The 17,597-nt window shown below is 42.5% G+C and carries 18 protein-coding genes and 1 pseudogene; 10 read left to right on the top strand and 9 right to left on the bottom strand.

Annotation, left to right across the window (positions count from 1 at the left end; translation table 11 throughout):
* Positions 1-65: helix-turn-helix domain-containing protein (locus H7J92_RS18065; protein ID WP_221836836.1), on the bottom strand; the 65-nt coding region annotated here is incomplete at its 3' end.
* A gap of 209 nt (positions 66-274) precedes the next feature.
* On the opposite strand from H7J92_RS18065, the gene H7J92_RS10070 reads away from it, so the two are divergent.
* The 5 genes from H7J92_RS10070 to H7J92_RS10050 all read left to right on the top strand — a co-directional run bounded on the left by H7J92_RS10070 (position 275) and on the right by H7J92_RS10050 (position 5,526).
* Positions 275-1,948: a ribonuclease J gene (locus H7J92_RS10070; RefSeq protein WP_221836830.1), complete on the top strand. Its 1,674-nt coding sequence runs from the start codon at positions 275-277 to the stop codon at positions 1,946-1,948.
* Between the two features lie 406 nt (positions 1,949-2,354).
* Positions 2,355-2,816, top strand: a complete 462-nt coding sequence (locus tag H7J92_RS10065; RefSeq protein ID WP_245799410.1) for a helix-turn-helix domain-containing protein — start codon at positions 2,355-2,357, stop codon at positions 2,814-2,816.
* A 105-nt stretch (positions 2,817-2,921) separates the two neighbouring features.
* Positions 2,922-3,941, top strand: a complete 1,020-nt coding sequence (locus H7J92_RS10060; protein WP_221836827.1) for a ZIP family metal transporter — start codon at positions 2,922-2,924, stop codon at positions 3,939-3,941.
* Between the two features lie 12 nt (positions 3,942-3,953).
* Positions 3,954-4,487, top strand: a complete 534-nt coding sequence (locus tag H7J92_RS10055) for a hypothetical protein (RefSeq protein ID WP_221836826.1) — start codon at positions 3,954-3,956, stop codon at positions 4,485-4,487.
* Between the two features lie 79 nt (positions 4,488-4,566).
* On the top strand, positions 4,567-5,526 hold the full coding sequence (locus H7J92_RS10050) for a DUF6414 family protein (RefSeq protein WP_078816482.1): 960 nt from the start codon (positions 4,567-4,569) through the stop codon (positions 5,524-5,526).
* On the opposite strand, the gene H7J92_RS10045 is transcribed toward H7J92_RS10050, so the two are convergent.
* A complete protein-coding gene (locus H7J92_RS10045) occupies positions 5,510-5,701 on the bottom strand; it encodes a hypothetical protein (protein WP_078816481.1) in 192 nt (63 codons plus the stop codon). The two genes, H7J92_RS10050 and H7J92_RS10045, sit on opposite strands and share 17 nt — an antisense overlap.
* A 143-nt stretch (positions 5,702-5,844) precedes the next feature.
* Here H7J92_RS10045 and H7J92_RS10040 point away from each other — a divergent pair, with 143 nt between their 5' ends.
* The 3 genes and pseudogenes from H7J92_RS10040 to H7J92_RS10035 all read left to right on the top strand — a co-directional run bounded on the left by H7J92_RS10040 (position 5,845) and on the right by H7J92_RS10035 (position 7,579).
* Entirely contained in the window at positions 5,845-6,351 is a 507-nt protein-coding gene (locus H7J92_RS10040) for a recombinase family protein (RefSeq protein WP_221836825.1), read from the top strand.
* A pseudogene (locus H7J92_RS18060) lies at positions 6,317-6,481 on the top strand (recombinase family protein); the annotation flags it as partial. The gene H7J92_RS10040 and the pseudogene H7J92_RS18060, both read left to right, overlap by 35 nt.
* A gap of 138 nt (positions 6,482-6,619) precedes the next feature.
* Positions 6,620-7,579, top strand: a complete 960-nt coding sequence (locus H7J92_RS10035) for a hypothetical protein (protein WP_246602775.1) — start codon at positions 6,620-6,622, stop codon at positions 7,577-7,579.
* 17 nt (positions 7,580-7,596) lie between these two features.
* Here the strand turns inward: H7J92_RS10035 and H7J92_RS10030 are convergent, their stop codons facing one another.
* A complete protein-coding gene (locus H7J92_RS10030; RefSeq protein ID WP_221836824.1) occupies positions 7,597-9,864 on the bottom strand; it encodes a DEAD/DEAH box helicase in 2,268 nt (755 codons plus the stop codon).
* Positions 9,857-10,234 (bottom strand): YppE family protein, encoded by a 378-nt coding sequence (locus H7J92_RS10025; protein ID WP_221836823.1) that lies wholly within the window; start codon positions 10,232-10,234, stop codon positions 9,857-9,859. Before H7J92_RS10025 ends, H7J92_RS10030 begins: the two co-directional genes overlap by 8 nt.
* 185 nt (positions 10,235-10,419) lie before the next feature.
* On the opposite strand from H7J92_RS10025, the gene recU reads away from it, so the two are divergent.
* Both recU and H7J92_RS10015 read left to right on the top strand, forming a co-directional pair.
* The gene (gene recU, locus H7J92_RS10020) at positions 10,420-11,061 is read left to right on the top strand and encodes a Holliday junction resolvase RecU (protein WP_221836822.1); all 642 of its coding nucleotides are present in this window, start codon (positions 10,420-10,422) and stop codon (positions 11,059-11,061) included.
* Positions 11,058-13,748 carry a transglycosylase domain-containing protein gene (locus H7J92_RS10015; RefSeq protein ID WP_221836821.1) on the top strand — a complete coding sequence of 897 codons (2,691 nt, stop codon included), beginning with the start codon at positions 11,058-11,060 and terminating at the stop codon, positions 13,746-13,748. The genes recU and H7J92_RS10015 overlap by 4 nt, the downstream gene beginning before the upstream one ends.
* Before the next feature lie 221 nt (positions 13,749-13,969).
* Here H7J92_RS10015 and H7J92_RS10010 read toward each other — a convergent pair whose 3' ends face one another.
* The 5 genes from H7J92_RS10010 to H7J92_RS09990 form a co-directional block, all read right to left on the bottom strand.
* Positions 13,970-14,305: a YpoC family protein gene (locus H7J92_RS10010; RefSeq protein WP_221836819.1), complete on the bottom strand. Its 336-nt coding sequence runs from the start codon at positions 14,303-14,305 to the stop codon at positions 13,970-13,972.
* Positions 14,302-14,949 (bottom strand): endonuclease III, encoded by a 648-nt coding sequence (gene nth / locus H7J92_RS10005; RefSeq protein ID WP_078816475.1) that lies wholly within the window; start codon positions 14,947-14,949, stop codon positions 14,302-14,304. The genes H7J92_RS10010 and nth overlap by 4 nt, the downstream gene beginning before the upstream one ends.
* 8 nt (positions 14,950-14,957) lie before the next feature.
* Positions 14,958-15,671, bottom strand: a complete 714-nt coding sequence (locus H7J92_RS10000) for a DnaD domain-containing protein (RefSeq protein ID WP_221836817.1) — start codon at positions 15,669-15,671, stop codon at positions 14,958-14,960.
* Positions 15,672-15,733: 62 nt separating this feature from the next.
* Positions 15,734-16,927 carry a pyridoxal phosphate-dependent aminotransferase gene (locus H7J92_RS09995; protein ID WP_221836815.1) on the bottom strand — a complete coding sequence of 398 codons (1,194 nt, stop codon included), beginning with the start codon at positions 16,925-16,927 and terminating at the stop codon, positions 15,734-15,736.
* A 37-nt stretch (positions 16,928-16,964) separates the two neighbouring features.
* On the bottom strand, positions 16,965-17,444 hold the full coding sequence (locus tag H7J92_RS09990; RefSeq protein WP_221836814.1) for a cell wall elongation regulator TseB-like domain-containing protein: 480 nt from the start codon (positions 17,442-17,444) through the stop codon (positions 16,965-16,967).
* Positions 17,445-17,597: the final 153 nt, after the last annotated feature.

Below are 17,597 nucleotides of genomic sequence, written 5' to 3'. Positions count from 1 at the left end.
GCGATTAAAATACGTTGTTCTTTGTTCGGATGAATTTGAAACCGATAAGCTTTGTGGATCAGCATGAAATTCACCTCCACCAAAAAGAATGTACGTTCTCATTATAACCGACTGACATACTCTTTGGCTAGCGCCAACCGATATTTATCACCCACTTACCCATTGGGCTACGCCCTACACATTCCTTGAAGTGGGCGTCTTCTGTCGGAAAGTAATAAATTCCCTATGAACGGACATACTTAAGGTATTCATGAAACATAGGGAGAGACGACTAATGACCAATCTCGAAAATACTTTGTCGATTTTTGCTTTAGGCGGGATTAATGAAATCGGGAAAAACATGTACGTAGTGCAATATGAAGATGATATCTTTGTTATTGATTGCGGCTCAAAATTTCCTGACGAAAGTCTTCTGGGAATTGATTTGATTATCCAAGATATTACGTACTTACAACAAAATAAAGACAAAGTCAGAGCTCTTATCATTACACACGGACATGAAGATCATATTGGAGGCATCCCCTATTTCTTAAAGCAGCTGAATATCCCCGTGTATGCAACGGAATTAACAGCTGGGTTAATAAACCTTAAATTGAAGGAACATGGTTTGCTTCGTCATACGGAATTAACAATCTTCCACGCAGCATCTAAGTTATCATTCGGAAACGTGGACATTTCGTTTTTCAGGACAAATCATAGTATTCCCGATTGTGTAGGAATCGTTTTCCATACACCTATTGGGGCAGTTGTTCATACTGGGGATTTTAAGTTTGATTTAACCCCTGTGAATAATGATGCGCCAGACATTCACAAGATGGCGGAAATCGGAAAAAACGGTGTGCTCGTATTACTGTCTGAAAGCACCAATGCGGAGCGCCCTGGATTTAACCCTTCGGAAATAACGGTCGGAGGACATATTGAAGAAGAATTCCGAAAGGCACAGAAAAAAGTTTTTATCTCTACGTTCGCATCCAATGTACACCGTGTTCAGCAGGTCGTCGATGCAGCACAAAAAACGGGTAGAAAACTCGCTTTACTAGGCAGAAGCATGATAAATGTGGTAAGCGTTGCCACGGAACTTGGGCATTTGAGAATCCCTGACGATATGTTGATCGAACCATACGAGATAGGTAAAATGGACCCTGAAAAAGTCGCCGTTTTGTGCACCGGCAGTCAAGGTGAACCGATGGCAGCTTTGTCGCGGTTGTCGAGTTCCAATTTCAGACACGTGGAAATACTTCCAGACGATACCGTTATTTTAGCTTCATCCCCTATCCCGGGTAACGAGAAGAATGTTTCACGGATTATCGATAATTTATATCTTCTGAAAGCAAATGTAATTTATGGGTCAGGCGCTTCAACCGGTATGCATGTTTCCGGCCATGCAAACCAAGAAGAACTGAAGCTCATGCTTACACTGATGAAACCGAAGTATTTCATTCCCATTCACGGAGAATATAGAATGCTCTATAAGCATAAGCAACTGGCCGAATCTGTTGGCGTAGATCGAGAAAATATTTTTATTATCAACAACGGAGATGTCGTAGATGTCGATCATACTAAGGCATATCAAACACGAAGAGTTCACGCTGGCCGTGTGTTTGTTGACGGATTAGGTGTAGGAGATGTGCGAAATATTGTGCTGCGTGACCGAAGAGTCCTGTCAGAAGAAGGGATGCTCATCATTGTTATCACGGTTAGTAAAACGGATGGTCAACTAATTTCCGAACCAGATACCATCTCGCGAGGCTTTGTTTATGAACCCGATGCGAAGGAACTCATTAAAGAAGTCAATGAAATTGTTAAAACAACGGTCACTAATTTGAGCTCGATACATGGCAGTAAACGAACGGCTATCAGACAGAGTGTAAAGAAATCAGTGGAGAGTTTATTATTTGAGCGAACGAAAAGAAGACCGATGATCCTTTCGTTTTTGATTGAGATTTGAATTACAAAATGAATCGAATAAAGAATGGAGCGGGAATACCTTTCAACTTTATTAAAAAAGAAGTGGTAGCCGTCATCAGATCGGCTTCCACTTCTACTTTTATCCCGTCAACTCTTTCAAAAGTCCCTCCCCTCGACTCTTATTATTCATCTCCCCTGTTTCCTATGCGCGATACAGATCTGACACAACCATACTCACAAAGGCATTCCGCCTGTGACACATAAGCTACTTGGGTTATCATATCTACTATATTTATCCCTTCAACAATTCTTATCTCTCCTAAGTTTACATATATTATTTTCTTAGCTTCCAAACTAACGTTCTCTGTTATAACTAAAAATTATAAATACTTTATCCTCATATTCCGTTAGTTCTATATCTATTTCCGTTAGTTACTGTTATTATTTTGGTAATTCAATTATTTCAAAAGGTGATTACTATAAGTATAGGTGAAAGAATCAAAACCAAAAGAAAACAATCGAAGCTAACACAAACTAATTTAGGTAGCCTGGTAAATGTTTCTTCTCAAGTTATTTCAAATTGGGAAAGAGGCTATAGTGATCCTAATCATGATGATGTGGCACGATTGGCTTTAGCTTTAACTTGTTCTACAGAGTACTTACATGGACTAACCAACAATAAATTTTCAAATGAAGACGTCATTGCTGTTGGTCAAGAGATAATTCTTTCTGTAGAAGAAGTGAAACTTTTCAATGAACTGAAAAAGTATCCTGTTATATTTCATGACATGGCCTCTGACCCAGAGAAGAAAGTGAAAGAATTGATTAAGCTTTATAAGATAAGGCAGATGTTTTTGGAAGACGATGATGAAGATTACAGGAATGAGTTTGGGGAATTAGAAAATTAAATACCTGGTACTACCACGGTTTTTAACCGTATTTATTTTTACATAAGACATGGGAATATATCACTAAGTTGTACATGTGAGTCGAGTTAACTAGGGGGGATTAGAGTGGGAGAATTCTTGGCTGTAATTGGTGCATTTACATTTCTAATCGGTCTGGTCATGCTGATTATTGCTTTCTTTAGAAAAAGGCCTAAAAAGAAGGTGGGCATTGCTACGGGTATAGGCTTCATGACAATCTTGATTGCAGGATCAATACTTCCACCTGCAGAAGAAACTGCGAACAGCAAAGAAAAAATTGCTGTAGATAGCAAAAAAGAAGATGACGAAAAGAAAGAAAAAGCTTCAAAAGATGAGGTTGCAAAAAAAGTGGCTGCTGAAAAAGCGGACATAGAAAATAAGAAACAAGCTGCTGAGAAAAAGAAAAAAGAGCAACTTAATGTAAAAGGTACTGTAAAAGCAACTGCCGGAAAAGGAAAAATACAAGTTGAAATTGATACCAACATACCGGACGGAAGCTTATTGGAAGTATCTTTGATAGACGGTAACTTGAATCATAAGAGCGGTTTTGTAAAAGTGAAAGATGGCATTGCGGAAACTTCATTCGATATTCCTGCCGATTGGAAACCTGCCCATTTTGCAGCGAACGCTATGTTCCGTTTCAATTTGGACGAGCATCCGCAGCCTGAAGATATTAAAAATATCTATGGTGAAACAGGAAACAAAATGACCGGAGACCTTGCCTCCGAAAATCAGCTAGGTGGTAAAAATGCTGTTTTCGAAACAGTCACTGTACCCTATCCTTCTGTAGAAGCAGTTAAGACTGAGCAAGATAAATCTTTTAATCAGGCAATTGCTGAAATGAAAGAATTGGGTGGTGGAATCATCCTGGACGTGAAGCCAAGGCAAGGTAATTGGGATATCGTCAACGTAGTAATAAGTGACGCCTGGTACTACTCGCCAGATCATGAAAAAGAAAGGTTCGTAGATCAAATTGGGGAATTGGTTATGAACCTAGTGAACAACTCTGGTAAATACGAGGATCTGGTGTCTGTATATTTCGTAGATAGCTATGGATCCGACCTTGCAACACCAAGAATATTAGGCGGTTGGAAACTCAAGAAATAAGGTTGTGATTTCGTGCAACTCAGACAACACACAGACTACTGGGAGGAACGGGCCGACAAGGTCCTCTCCCATTTTCATTATACATACCCGGATGAGATCGACATGTATGACATCTGCTGGCGCTACGGCATCCGCATACTGCCGGTGGACAAGCCATTTACCGAGCCGTTCATCCAGTACGACACAATTCATCATCTCAAAGCCTGCTCCCTGCCAGGCAAACGCAGTAGGCGGGGCACCATCTTTCTAAAAGAGGGATTGAACGCCATCGAGAAGAAGCTGCTGCTTGTAGAAGAATTCTGCCACCTGTACGCCCGTCACCAAACACAACTCAGCGCCGATCCATACGCCCTCAGCAAATGCGAGAGCCAGGCAAAACGAATGGCCGCCTTCGATCAGCCCATCGTCATTTCAGAAGTAGCCGACTACTTCCTGGTTAGGATGAGTTTGCAAGTTTGCAGCCTATCGGATGGAATTGATATTCATGCATCGGGTGGACGGGCTTGCCGCGGCTGGTGGGAAGTTAGGGACGGTGGAGTGGATTGAGAATTAACATTTCATATTTCAAATTGTAAGTGTTTTCTAATACGAAATAAATTTGCATAATAATTGGAGGTAATTAAAAATGAAAGAGATTATTTACTTAGATACTGAGATTATGAACTCTTTATTAGCGCAATTAGACGAGGGATTAGTTCATAGTTTCACGTTGGAAAACTCAGGAGAAGAAACTGAAAGTGAAGAAATTCAGACAACTAGAGGTAAAGAGTCTGGCATTACTGCAGGAGTCAAAGTTAGTACAGGTATGTTGCCTGGCGGCGAATTCAGCTTAGGTACTAACTTGGGAAACAGCGGGGAGGAAGCTAACAATTATTCTAAAACTATTTTAGAAGGCCAAAAAGATATTTTGAATAAAGCCTTTCATGATTACTCATTAGATTTATTGATTAAGAAACTGACAGAGAACGACTTATTAACTGAGAATGGAAAACTTAAAGAAAGCGACTTACATCTTGGCGAATCTAAATATCGTTTTTATGATTTTAATCTAATTAAAAAGTCATTAAATGCTGACTTTCTAGAAAATATGATGCTTGATGATGTTAAAAAAACAGGGATGTCATATGAGACAGCTAAAAAAATAGTATCTAAGCCTTATAATCCTTCACAAGACCAAAATAAAAGAACATTAGCGGAAAAGGTATATGAAACTCATGAGCAAACACAACACGTAGTTAATACGATTAGCTTATTAAATAAAATGAGTGATTTCTCTTCAGATCTATTGGATAGATTAGTTGTAATTAAAGCCAATGATAAAATTGGATTATTAAAGAAAGATATGTTGCGTGAGTCTGTTGAATCTTTAACATTTCGAACTGATAAAAATAGAAATATAAGATATCTAGTAAGAATTTTAGGGGAGAAGGAAATAGTTTATGATGGTATAACGAACATGCCGATGCTAGATGGCGATAGTTTAGATATTATACCGACAATGATGCTTGATATTATCTTAGGTAACTTCAATATAATAAAAAAAGGAGATGTGTTAGTAACTCCAATAGCTATTTATTACGAATAAAATCAAAATGAGATGCACGTTTATCTCTATTATCATTGAACCTAGCAGCTTTGACGGACATTGAATTTTGAATCTTTTTCTTTTTAAAGTGATTTTCTTTTTTTAATTGTTGATATTCATTTTCAAGTTTCATCATCTCATCTATATTGTGGTTAATCACTTTTTTGGGATCCAATAAAATTCCCTCCTTAGCTTTATTAGGTTAGTCTTATTATACATTAAATATACAAACTTTGGTTCTCTTTCCGTAGCCCTTTTCTAAAGGGCTCTTTTTTAAAAAGTTAAAAGAACGTACATTCTTAATAGGAGTGACTAATTATGAAAGCAGCCATCTACATCCGCGTATCCACCAAGCTTCAGGAAGACCGCTACAGCCTAAACGCCCAGACAATCGAGCTAACACGCTACGCCAAATCCCAAAACTGGCACATCGTCGATATCTTTAAAGACGTGGACAGTGGAACCAAACTGGACAAGGACGGTTTGGAAGCGATGCTGGATCTGGTCGAGGACGGCAAGATTGATGTCGTCCTTTGCATCGAACAGGACCGGCTCTCCCGTCTAGATACGATCAAGTGGGAGTACTTGAAGGGTGTGCTTCGTGAGAACCGTGTGAAGATTGCAGAACCCGGCAGCGTGGTGGACTTGGCCAATGAGGATGATGAGTTCATATCAGATTTGAAGAACTTACTCGCTCAACGTTCCCGTCGTGATCTACTAAGGAAAATGATGCGAGGGAAACGTCAAAAGACCCGGGAAGGCAAAGTGTGGGGCAAGCAGCCGGAAGAGTATCGGTGCTACAGCTATTGCAAGAGAGTTAAATAAGATCTGCAAGACGGCTGAAGGCAAGCAATGGACAAGCCAGCAAGTCCTTAGCAAGTTAAAGAATCCTGCCTATCACGGCACGTTGCAGAAATCTTTTAGTAACGGGGAGACCATTACTGTACCTAACGTCTATCCCCCATTGCGCACTGAGCTGATGTATGCACGAATTCAAAATGAACTTAGTAAGCGATACCGTTGCAAACCGGCAGACCCCCACTTTCTCCGAGATGTGAAAATTATTTGTGATTCCTGTCAGAAAGAAATCAGCGTGAAAAAACAATACACTTACAATAGAGACAAGTCGCAGAGATATGGTTTATATGTATTGACGCATTCAAACGAAGAGACCTATCGTGCATGCCAGGTAAAGCCGACTATTAATGATAAACGCATCAAGCACCGCATCACAAAAGCAGTTAAGGACATCCTGACCGATACTAGTAAGATTGCTGAGTATATCGACTCTGATTTCGATGAAGCTGAGCTGTCACGTCTGGCTGCCGATGTAAAACGGTTGGAGAAAATGAAATCAGATGTGCATTCCAAGATGGACAAGCTGCTGGATCTCTATCTGGATGATAAATGGTCAAAAGAAAAGTTGGATGAACGTCATCGTCTATTGGAGAAACAAGCACATCAAATACAGAATGATTTGAAGGAACGAAAACGAAAGAGGAATTTGATTCAGAAGGATAAGTTGAATTTTGATACAGTTGCAGAGTTTTTCGGTGTAGCTAGCCGTTTTGAAGAACTGCTTGATCCTGTTGATCAGCAGAAATTGATCGGCAGCCTATTCCCTTCTGCTACGCTAGGGGATGATTTGTTGATTCTGCATGCTCTGCTGCCACAGGAAGTAACTGTGGATGTGAAGATCCGTATTGAATCGATGGAGGAAGCAAAGGAAAGGGAAATTTTAGAGAATGCTCGTGAGCGTTATGCCCTGGCGCAGAAGACCCTGACACAGCATCGAGGATTGTCACTTGAAGCGCTTAGCAAGATGATTGGAAGCCAGCCTTCAACTTTGAAGCTGGACCAGGAACGATTTGGTTCGTTCAAACATTTGGCACCGAACAAACAATGTCCTGATTTGAAGAAACAGCGGGTGATCGTATTGCAGGATGAATTGCGAAAAAATCCGAAGTTAAGCGGTCGTCAATTGGAGAAGCTTACGGGGATCAACCGGAAAATGATATATAAAATAATGGAAGAAGAGGAGTTGAAGCGGTGAACGCTTCGACTCCCCTTTTAATTGACCAAATCTCTTAGCAACTGTTCGGCATTCAACTTATTTTGTGTCTGTCCCGCTTCCTGTGCGCCAATACAAATTGGACAGCCAATTTCGCAGCGACAATCATTAATATGCTCCGCCGTCATGGTCAGCAGCTCATTCCAACGGCTGAAGATGTTCTCACTCAGTCCGATGCCACCCGGGTAGCTGTCGTAGATATAGAAAGTCGGCTTCTGAGTATGCGTAGCCTTCACCTGTGGCACGACGTGTATATCGTTTCGGTCACACTTCACGAATAAAGGAATGAGCGACTGGATAGCATAGGCTGCCGAACTCATGGCATCAGTCAGATTGGACTTCTCCCACCCTTCCGGTACATTGAATGCAAGCCAGGTGCCGTTGGTATGCAGTTCCTCTGCAGGTAATGATATTGGACCCGAACCGATATTGTCGTGACTATTCCCAAACTTAATCTTCTTAAAAATCGTCGGGATCGCAAGCACCGCCAAATCACCAAACGCATACATCCGTTCTCCCGCGTCCTGCCTCTTATCTTCACTAATCACTTTCAATTCCACCGCTAAATTCGCATCTGTGAAATAATCAACGTCCACGACAGTAACATACGCCTTCTTTTCTTCCCAATCCAACTTCTCCACTTGATACTGCGTACCTTGATGCAAATAAATCGCTTCCTCATGCAAAAGTGTCATCGCGCTGAAACGATCCATTTCTCCAATGACCCGGGTTTCTTTCGGAAATGACTGATCGATGATAACCACATTTTCCTGTGAAGCAGATCGCAAGCTGATTTCTCCTGCTGGAAAACGATCCGTCATCCAGTGCCATTTATCCGATGTTTGCATTAGCACGCCTTCGCTCTGCAAAAATGCCAGCAGTTCCTGCACTTCGAACTCACCGTATGTTTCTGTTGAAGAAAACGGCAATTCAAATGAAGCACATTTCAAGTGATCCATTAAAATCAACATATTATCCGGATGAATATGAATTTCTTCAGGCTGTTGACCCAGCAAATACGACGGATGCTTAATAATGTATTGATCGAGCGGCATCGATTGCGCTACATAAATAATTAACGCGTCTTCCTGCCGCCTTCCCGCTCGTCCTGCCTGCTGCAGGGCACTTGCTATATTACCCGGATATCCCGTCATGATACAGGCCTGCAGCTGACCGATGTCGATTCCAAGCTCTAAAGCGTTCGTGCTGACGACCGTGCGTATATCACCGTTTTTCAGTCCGCTTTCAATTTTTCTGCGCTCCGTCGGAAGATAGCCTCCGCGGTACCCCATCACCGTCTCATCAAATAACTTCTTTTTCGTCAGTTCTTTCATATACGTAACGAGCATTTCTACGCGGACCCGGCTGCGTGCGAAGATAATCGTCTGAATATGCTGCTGATAAAGAAATGCGCCTAAATCCCGCACTTCAAGGACCGCACTTCTTCGTATGCCAAAGACATCATGGACAATCGGCGGATTGTAGAAAACGAAGTGTTTTTTTCCGCGTGGTGCGCCGTTTTGATCGATGAGCACCATTTCCCGATTCGTTAAGTTCTCGGCTAATTCTTTCGCGTTTGAAATCGTAGCAGAGGTACAAATGAAAATTGGATCACTGCCATAAAACCGGCAAATGCGCTGCAATCTCCTCAACACATGCGCGACATGACTGCCGAACACTCCTTTATATGTGTGAAGTTCATCCACCACAATATATTTCAAGTTCTCAAACAATGAGATCCATTTCGTGTGGTGAGGCAGGATCGCCGAATGCAGCATATCGGGATTGGTCAAAATAATATGCCCGGATTTTCGAACTTTTGCCCGTAATCCTGGTGCCGTATCCCCATCATACGTATGGCTTAAAATCGTCTCCCCGCTCTCTTCGATCAATTCATGCAAATCCGCCAATTGGTCTTGCGCCAATGCTTTGGTCGGAAATAAATACAATGCGCGCGAAGAAGGATTATCCAAGATGGATTGCAGCACGGGCAGATGATAACAAAGCGACTTCCCTGACGCTGTCGGAGTGATCGCCGTAATCGAGTTACCCTCACTGACTGCGTCGAACGCTTGCCTTTGATGGCTATAAAGCTGGGAAATACCTTTTCCCGCCAACGCTTGTCGAATGGAAGGATGCAAAGCAGGCGGAAATTCAGCAAGTTTTGCTTCTTGCTCCTTCAACGTTTCGATATAGGAAATATTCGGCCCAAAACGTGGATCAGCAAATAATCGTTGAATGGTTTCAGGTATATTTTGTTTATTCATTCGGACGGCCCTCTCCGGTTTCATTGCCCATTGCATTCAAAACAGTCTGCAATGTATAGCGCGCAGCATTGATAGATAAGATAAAACGCTTCTTCCCGGTCTCTTTATAAAAAGATTGGACGACGAATTGCGTCATCGAATCTTTTAATGAATCGATCTGCACTTCATGAACATATCGCGGTTTCGCGACCTTGATCCAAACCTTCATATCCGCAGACCAATCCGCGATCGCACGATGGCTGCGGTCCGCATAAGGTTTCACTTCTTCAAAAAACTCCGGTGAATGATCGGTTTCTCTCATTGTATAAAAACGCTGCTCACATTCGTCACAAATGGCAAGCAAGCTCTTTGTCTCTTCAACTAAACTCATTGTTTAAAACTCCTTCATCACTCTATGCTTATCTATATTTTATCAGAAAGCCAGCCCCTACTCCACTTATTACGAACAAGTATTCCGCAAGTTATTTTTCAAAGCTTTACATTGCTGTGAAACTTTCTTTTTGGTAACTCGTCTAGTAGTGGGTATGGTATGATTAAGAGCGCGAGGTGGTCACATTGGCGATTCGTTATCCTAACGGAAAAAAGTATAATCCGTCCGTACCAGCAGCAAAAAAGAAAACCTTTGCCCACTCCTTCAGTAACCGAGGTAAATCATTGGAAGACGAACTAAACGACACGAATGAATATTATTTGGCTAATGAAAGGGCGGTAATCCATAAAAAGCCGGTCCCCATTCAAATAGTCAATGTCCGATATCCAGCTAGAAGCGCGGCAGTCATCACGGAAGCGTATTTCCGCACACCTTCCACTACAGACTATAACGGGGTCTATAAAGGCCGCTATGTGGATTTCGAAGCGAAAGAGACAAAGAATAAAACATCTTTTCCTTTGCAAAATATTCATTCACATCAAGTGCTTCATATGAAGCACGTAATAGATCAATTGGGCCTTGCTTTTTTTATTATTCATTTCAGTTCACTTGACCGATACTTCTTATTGCCGTTCGAACAATTTCACCCTCTATGGAAACGTATGGAAGACGGCGGAAGAAAGTCGATCACATTGGAGGAAATGAAAGAACGATCCATTGAGATTTCAACAGGTTACCAACCCAGGCTAGATTACTTACAAGCCGTTGAACAATGGCTTCAACGCGAACGAATAGATCAAGACATTGAAAGGCAGGAAAAAGCATGAGTGACAATATAAACTCAAGAACCGCTAGAAGGAAGCAAGAGGAAGCGAAGCAAAGAAAAAAGCCTCGTAAAAAAGCGCCTAAAGGATGGTTCAAGAAAATCATAATGGCGGTTGTCATACTAGGTCTCGCCGTCTTAGTCGGAGGCGCTTCATTGTTCGCCTATTATGCGAGTACAGCACCTGATTTAGATGAAGAGCTTCTAAAAGATCCGCTCACGTCCAACTTTCTAACAAAAGATGGAGATATATTCTTGAAATTTGGTGCGGAGAAACGAGATTATGTACCGTATGATGAAATACCCGAACAAATGAAAAATGCTATTTTAGCAACTGAAGACATCCGTTTCTTCAAACATCACGGGTTGGATTTCTATCGTCTAGGCGGAGCAGTACTCGGAAACTTACGAAGCGGTTTTGGTTCCCAAGGTGCTTCTACCCTCACGCAGCAAGTAATCAAAAACTCATTTTTAACGGATGAAAAGACATTAAAAAGAAAAGCTCAAGAAGCTTGGCTTGCGTTTAAATTGGAAAGAGAGTATTCAAAAGAAGAAATTTTCGAAATGTATTTCAATAAAATATTAATGTCCGGTAACCGATATGGTTTCGGTACAGGAGCAAACTATTTCTATGGCAAGAAGCTCAATGAATTGGATTTGCAAGAGACTGCAATGCTTGCAGGATTGCCTCAATATCCGAATGGCTATAATCCGTTCAAACATCCAGAACGTGCGGAGAAGCGCCGAAACATCGTGTTGACACTTATGTACAGACACGAAAAGATCACAAAAGAAGAGATGGAAGCAGCTAAGAAAATACCTGTCACAGCCACTTTATTACCTGAAGAAGAACGTCAAGCGAATGGTAAGTACCCTGCCTACGTAGACGCCGTATTGGATGAGCTAGAGGAAGCTGGTCTATCCGATTTATTGGCAGAAGGCATCACGGTACAAACCTCACTCGATCCTAAAGTACAGGAAACAGTAGAAGCCGCCCTCGATGATCCGAGTTATTATGAATCGGAAAAAATGCAGGCGGGCATGACCGTGCTGGATACAAAAACCGGTGCCATTGTCGCTGTTGGCGGAGGACGTGAGTACGCGGGACGGAACTTGAACTTCGCGGAGCAAAAACGTCAACCTGGTTCAGTCATTAAACCTATTCTCTCTTATGCCCCGGCAATTGAGAACTTCAGCTGGTCTACAGGTCAAACAGTTGTAGATGAACCATATAAATATAAAGGCACGAACAAATCCATCAATAATGCAGACGGACGATTCCTTGGGTCATTGACAATGCGGGAGGCATTATACTATTCCAGAAATATTCCTGCCGTTAAAACGTTCGAGGAAGTCGGAGCAAAAAATGCCAAAGCGTTTGCTGAGACACTTGGCTTACCTTATGACACGATCAATTCCAGCGACGCATTGGGCGGTGGCGGCGGATTCTCCACTGTGCAAATGGCCGGTGCCTATGCTGCATTCGGCAATGGCGGGATTTACACGAAACCACATGCCGTGACGAAAATCACGCTACGTGATGGGAAAACAGAGAAAAATCTTCGTCCAGATCCCGTGACGGCGATGAAAGATTCTACAGCGTATATGATTACAGATATGTTGCGTGACGTCTTAACTTCTGAAGGAACAGCTATAAACGCTGCAATTAGCGGAATGGACATCGCAGGTAAAACCGGGACGACCAACTACTCTGCCGATACGATGAAAAAGCATAATATGAAAAACACAGACGTACCCGATACTTGGTTCACAGGCTACACGACGGAGTATACGATCTCCACATGGGGTGGCTATGCGGATTATGTAACGCCAATTACAACATATGATAAAGGCCGACACGTACCGCAAAAATTATTCAAAACGGTCATGAGCAGCATTGCAAACAATCCTGACCGATTCACACAGCCAAACTCAGTGGAAGAAGCAAAAATTGTCAAAGGCAGTAATCCACTCGCCTTGGCTAGTTCGTTCACTCCGAGCAATTTAGTGCGGACGGAATTATTCGTCAGGGGAACACTTCCTACCATACAAGAAGTGCCAGAACAGATTGAATTGCCGAGTCCAACTGACTTGACAGCACAATTTGATGCCGATTCAAATTCCATTGAATTGCAGTGGAATTATGACGTTCCAGATGAATTTGAAGATCTTGGAGATCCTGAGTTCAACGTTAGCGTATCGATTGACGGAGGCGCAGCGCAAAGTATCACAACTACTGCCGATCACCAAGCAGTCTTCCAGGGAGCAGAATTAGGCAAGACCTATACATTCAGCGTGACTGCCAGCATGGGTGGCTATACAAGCGGCGCGACTTCCACCCAACTGCTGCTAGAAGGAGCAGATGAGCCGGACGTCGAAGAGGAGCCGGATGAGGATCCAGACAATGAATTTGAAGATCCAAACATTGATCAGGGTGATTCTGACAACGATGGCCAACCCGATCAAAATAACCCAGGTAATCCCGACCAAGACAACTCAAATAACCAAGGAAACCAGGGTAACCAAGGCAATCAAGATGGCCAAGGAAATCCGAACGATCAAGACAACCAAGGGAATCAAGGAAATCAAGGGAACGAGGGGAATCAGGGCAACCAAGGGCAAGGGAATCAAGGCCAAGATTCCAACCCTTCTATATCCACCCCGAATTCTTCACAATCTAACAATAACTAAATAAAAGCCGCCCGAGAAGTCATTTTCACCTGACTTTTCGGGCGGCTCTTTTTTGTGTCGGAAAAGCTGTCTATCAGTTTCAAGGTGTTGAAATATAGGCACGAAATCGGGTTGGTTTCGTTAACGGCACTTTAGTGCGTATCTACATTCAATGAAAAAAGCTGTCTCTGAAAGTCATTTTGACCCTCAGTGATAGCTTCTCCTTGTTTTGAACCTATATATTACCGCCGCACACGCAGTCGGGCTGCTTTCTTCTTTACTTCATCGTAGAGCATGTTCAATTGAACCAATGCATAATGACTTGTGTTTTGAAGTTTGATAAACTCTATGCGTTCCGTGTAATTATTCGGCTCCAACACATACTGAATTCTGTTTGTATGTGGATGTTCTTCCGTTCCGCTCTGCTCGATTAGCCGTTCCAATTGTTCAATCGCCGGCTGCACTAAAAGCATGCGGCTTTCATCCCGCACTGCGTAGGCTTTCTCAAGATTCGGCTTCTGTTCGCTCCACAACTCGAGTGTTTGTCTTACTGACTCTTTGAGTTCTTCATGATTCATTTCGCTTTCATCCTTTTCTGACCTTCCCTGCACAAATGCAACAGTGGGCATTCCGGACAGTTTGGATTTTGTGCTTTGCAATGGTAGCGCCCAAAGAAAATAATTTGATGATGCGTCTGCGTCCACTTTTCCATCGGTGTCCAACGCATGATTTTTTCTTCCACATCGATGGGACGGTCTTTCCAACGATTCATGCCGAGCCGTTTTGCTACGCGTTCCACATGCGTGTCCACCGCTAAGGCTGGAACGCCAAATGCGTTAGATACTACGACGTTTGCAGTTTTCCGGCCAACGCCAGGCAGTGTCATCATGACATCGCGACTCGCCGGCACTTCCCCGCCATGTTCTTCAATCAATATCTCACTAAGCGCTTGGATATTTTTTGATTTATTGCGGTAGAGACCGATCGAACGAATGTCTTGCTGTAATTCCTCAATGGAAACTCCGAGATAATCTTCCGGGACCGTATACTTTTGAAATAGATCAGCAGTTACGCGATTCACCAATACGTCAGTGCATTGGGCGGATAATAACGTTGCGATAAGTAACTCGAACGGATTTTTATGCACGAGCTCACAATGAGCATCCGGAAACATCTCTTCGAACGTTTGCAGGCAGACTTGCCATTGTGTTTTTGTTAACATAGTATCCCCTATTCTCGTTCTTCCAACCAATTATAGAAAGGTACACGTTTTATAGATTTTTTTGTCGTCTGCTGTGTTACCGTAGCAGCCGCGACAGGACGGAACGATTGAACTTGCCTTTCAACATCTTTCATCGTTCGTACATTTTTCTTTTTCCATTCAAATAAAATGCGGTCGATGTAGCGTAAGCTCATCTTTTGGGCCAGTACGGCTTCCCTCAATGCGGCGCGGATAATTTCAGCCGAGTGGCCATCCTTATCGATCCACATCCCGATTGTTTCACACTCCATAGGAGAAAGAAAACGTCCGAATTCTTGCTCGAATAAAGAGAAGATTTCCCCTTCATCATTTTGTTGCTGTTGCTCTGTTATCTGCGCCTGATTTTTCGCGATAATTTCTAGTAGTCGTTCCCATAGAGGCAGTAAAGAAAAGCGCTCGTGCAAAACTTGATGTTCGTCCGTACTTTGTACAATCGAAAAAATTCCTTTTTGCATCAAACGTTGTAAAGAGTCCGTTACATCCTTCTCTTGCTGCTGCATACGGTTCGCAATATCAGTCGGAGTAGGAAAATGTTTTCCTTCTCCTTGAAATGCGATAATATGCAAAATCACCATGGCGTCACTATCTGAAATCAGCAGTTGTTTATAATGTTGAAAAAAGAGCTGGGAAATAGAGACATTTCCCTGCTCAATCCAAATTTTCAGCCGCTCATCTTGTTGCATGTATGAAACTTCCTCTCATCAGCAAATGAAAATTTGCTTCCGTACTTTCCAAAGTGTGAAGGTTAAGCTTTCCAGTGATCTTTTACAAACTTTTCAATACGTTCCACGCCTTTTTCAAGCTGATCGATCGATGTAGCGTAGGATAACCGAATGGTCGTGTCTGATCCAAAACCGGACCCAGGAATTACCGCTACATTTGCTTCTGTCAACAGCACTTTTGCGAATTCATCGACGGATGCAAAGCCGGTATGCTCCAGTGCTTCCTTTACGTCAGGCAAGAAATAGAATGCGCCCTGTGGCTTCAACACATGGAAACCAGGAATAGCCGAGAGCTTCGGATAAATCTGATTCATACGGGATTCAAAAGCAGCACGCATGATTTCGACTGCATCTTGCGGACCGTTATATGCTTCGATCGCCGCATATTGTGATGTTGTTACAGGGTTTGAAGTCGAGTGGCTCGCCAAATTCGTCATCGCGCCTACAACGCTTGCGTCACCCGCGATATAGCCAATGCGCCAGCCCGTCATCGAATGAGACTTCGATACGCCATTAATGATGAATGTACGCGCTTTTGCGTCTTCTGACAATTGTGCAATAGACACGTGCTGTTTGCCATCATAAACGAGTTTTTCATAGATTTCATCCGAAATGATCCAAATGTCTTTTTCACGGCACACATCCGCGATCGCCTGCAATTCTTCTTTCGTGTAGATCATGCCTGTCGGATTTCCCGGCGAATTGATGATGACGGCTTTGGTTTTCTCCGTTATCGCTTCGCTAATTTGTGCTGCCGTCACTTTGAATTGTTCAGCTGCCGTCCCCTCGATAAATACCGGCACGCCTTCTGCCAACTTTACTTGTTCTGGATAGCTCACCCAATAAGGTGATGGGATGATAATTTCATCGCCTTTATCCAGCAATACTTGAAACAAGGTAAATAGTACATGCTTCGCACCGACGCCAACCAGTATTTCATTGCGTTCATACGTCAACCCTTGATCTGTTTTCAATTTGCCAATTATCGCATCTTTCAATTCCGGAAGACCGCCGGCTGGAGTATATTTCGTCTTGCCATCTTTCATCGATTGATAAGCTGCTTCCAAAATGTTTTCAGGCGTATTATAGTCCGGTTCGCCCGCCCCGAGTCCGACGATATCAATGCCGGATGCCTTCATTTCTTTTGCTTTCGCAGTAATCGCTAGTGTTGTAGATGGTGTTAAAGTACTTACTCTCGATGCTAATTGTTTTCTCAAATTGACCGCTCTCCTTTAATCCTAATTCAACAGTAATCTATAAATGCATAATTCGCTTTTGCCACTTGCCATCTTTAAAATTAAGATAGACATAATTCAAACTGTCATCTTCCCCAAGATATGTCACTTCCCAAAAAAGGTTTTCTTTTTCCATTCCGAGTGAAGTGTGTAGGATCTTTTGGACCTTATCTTCTTTTTTAACGATGTCTGCGGCTTGTTGCTTTGTAATGCCTGTAGAGGGCGTAATCGTACGGACGACTTTTCCTGCCTTTTCATCCACTAAAATTACTTTGTTCTTGCCTTTTTCATCTGTACCATAAACAGAGACCAATGCGGTGGTGCCATGATAAATATCTGCCCGGTCCACTGTCGTAAGCGCTCCTTCGCTGAGCACGAGATCCATCGCTGCATCTCTTGTAGAAGCAAATGGCTTTTCAGCTTGATAAAAAACTATGATCGTAATCGTTACAAAAAGGGTGAATAAAAAGATGGATAAAAACTTAATCCAATTGAGCATAAGCAACCCTTCCTGTCGAATGAACCGCCAATTTTTTTCGATTCATTTTCTAACCTACTTTCGATTTTGGTAAAACCAATTTTGAGACATCTAGCTTTAAGCGCCAGCCTCTCGGGTCGTTTCGGACTTAAATTAAAGGTAAAAAACACCTTT

This window comes from Sporosarcina aquimarina (assembly GCF_019748715.1).
Classification (GTDB): domain Bacteria; phylum Bacillota; class Bacilli; order Bacillales_A; family Planococcaceae; genus Sporosarcina; species Sporosarcina newyorkensis.
Note: the sequence above shows the minus strand (reverse complement) of the source record. Positions and strands in the feature narration are given on the sequence as shown.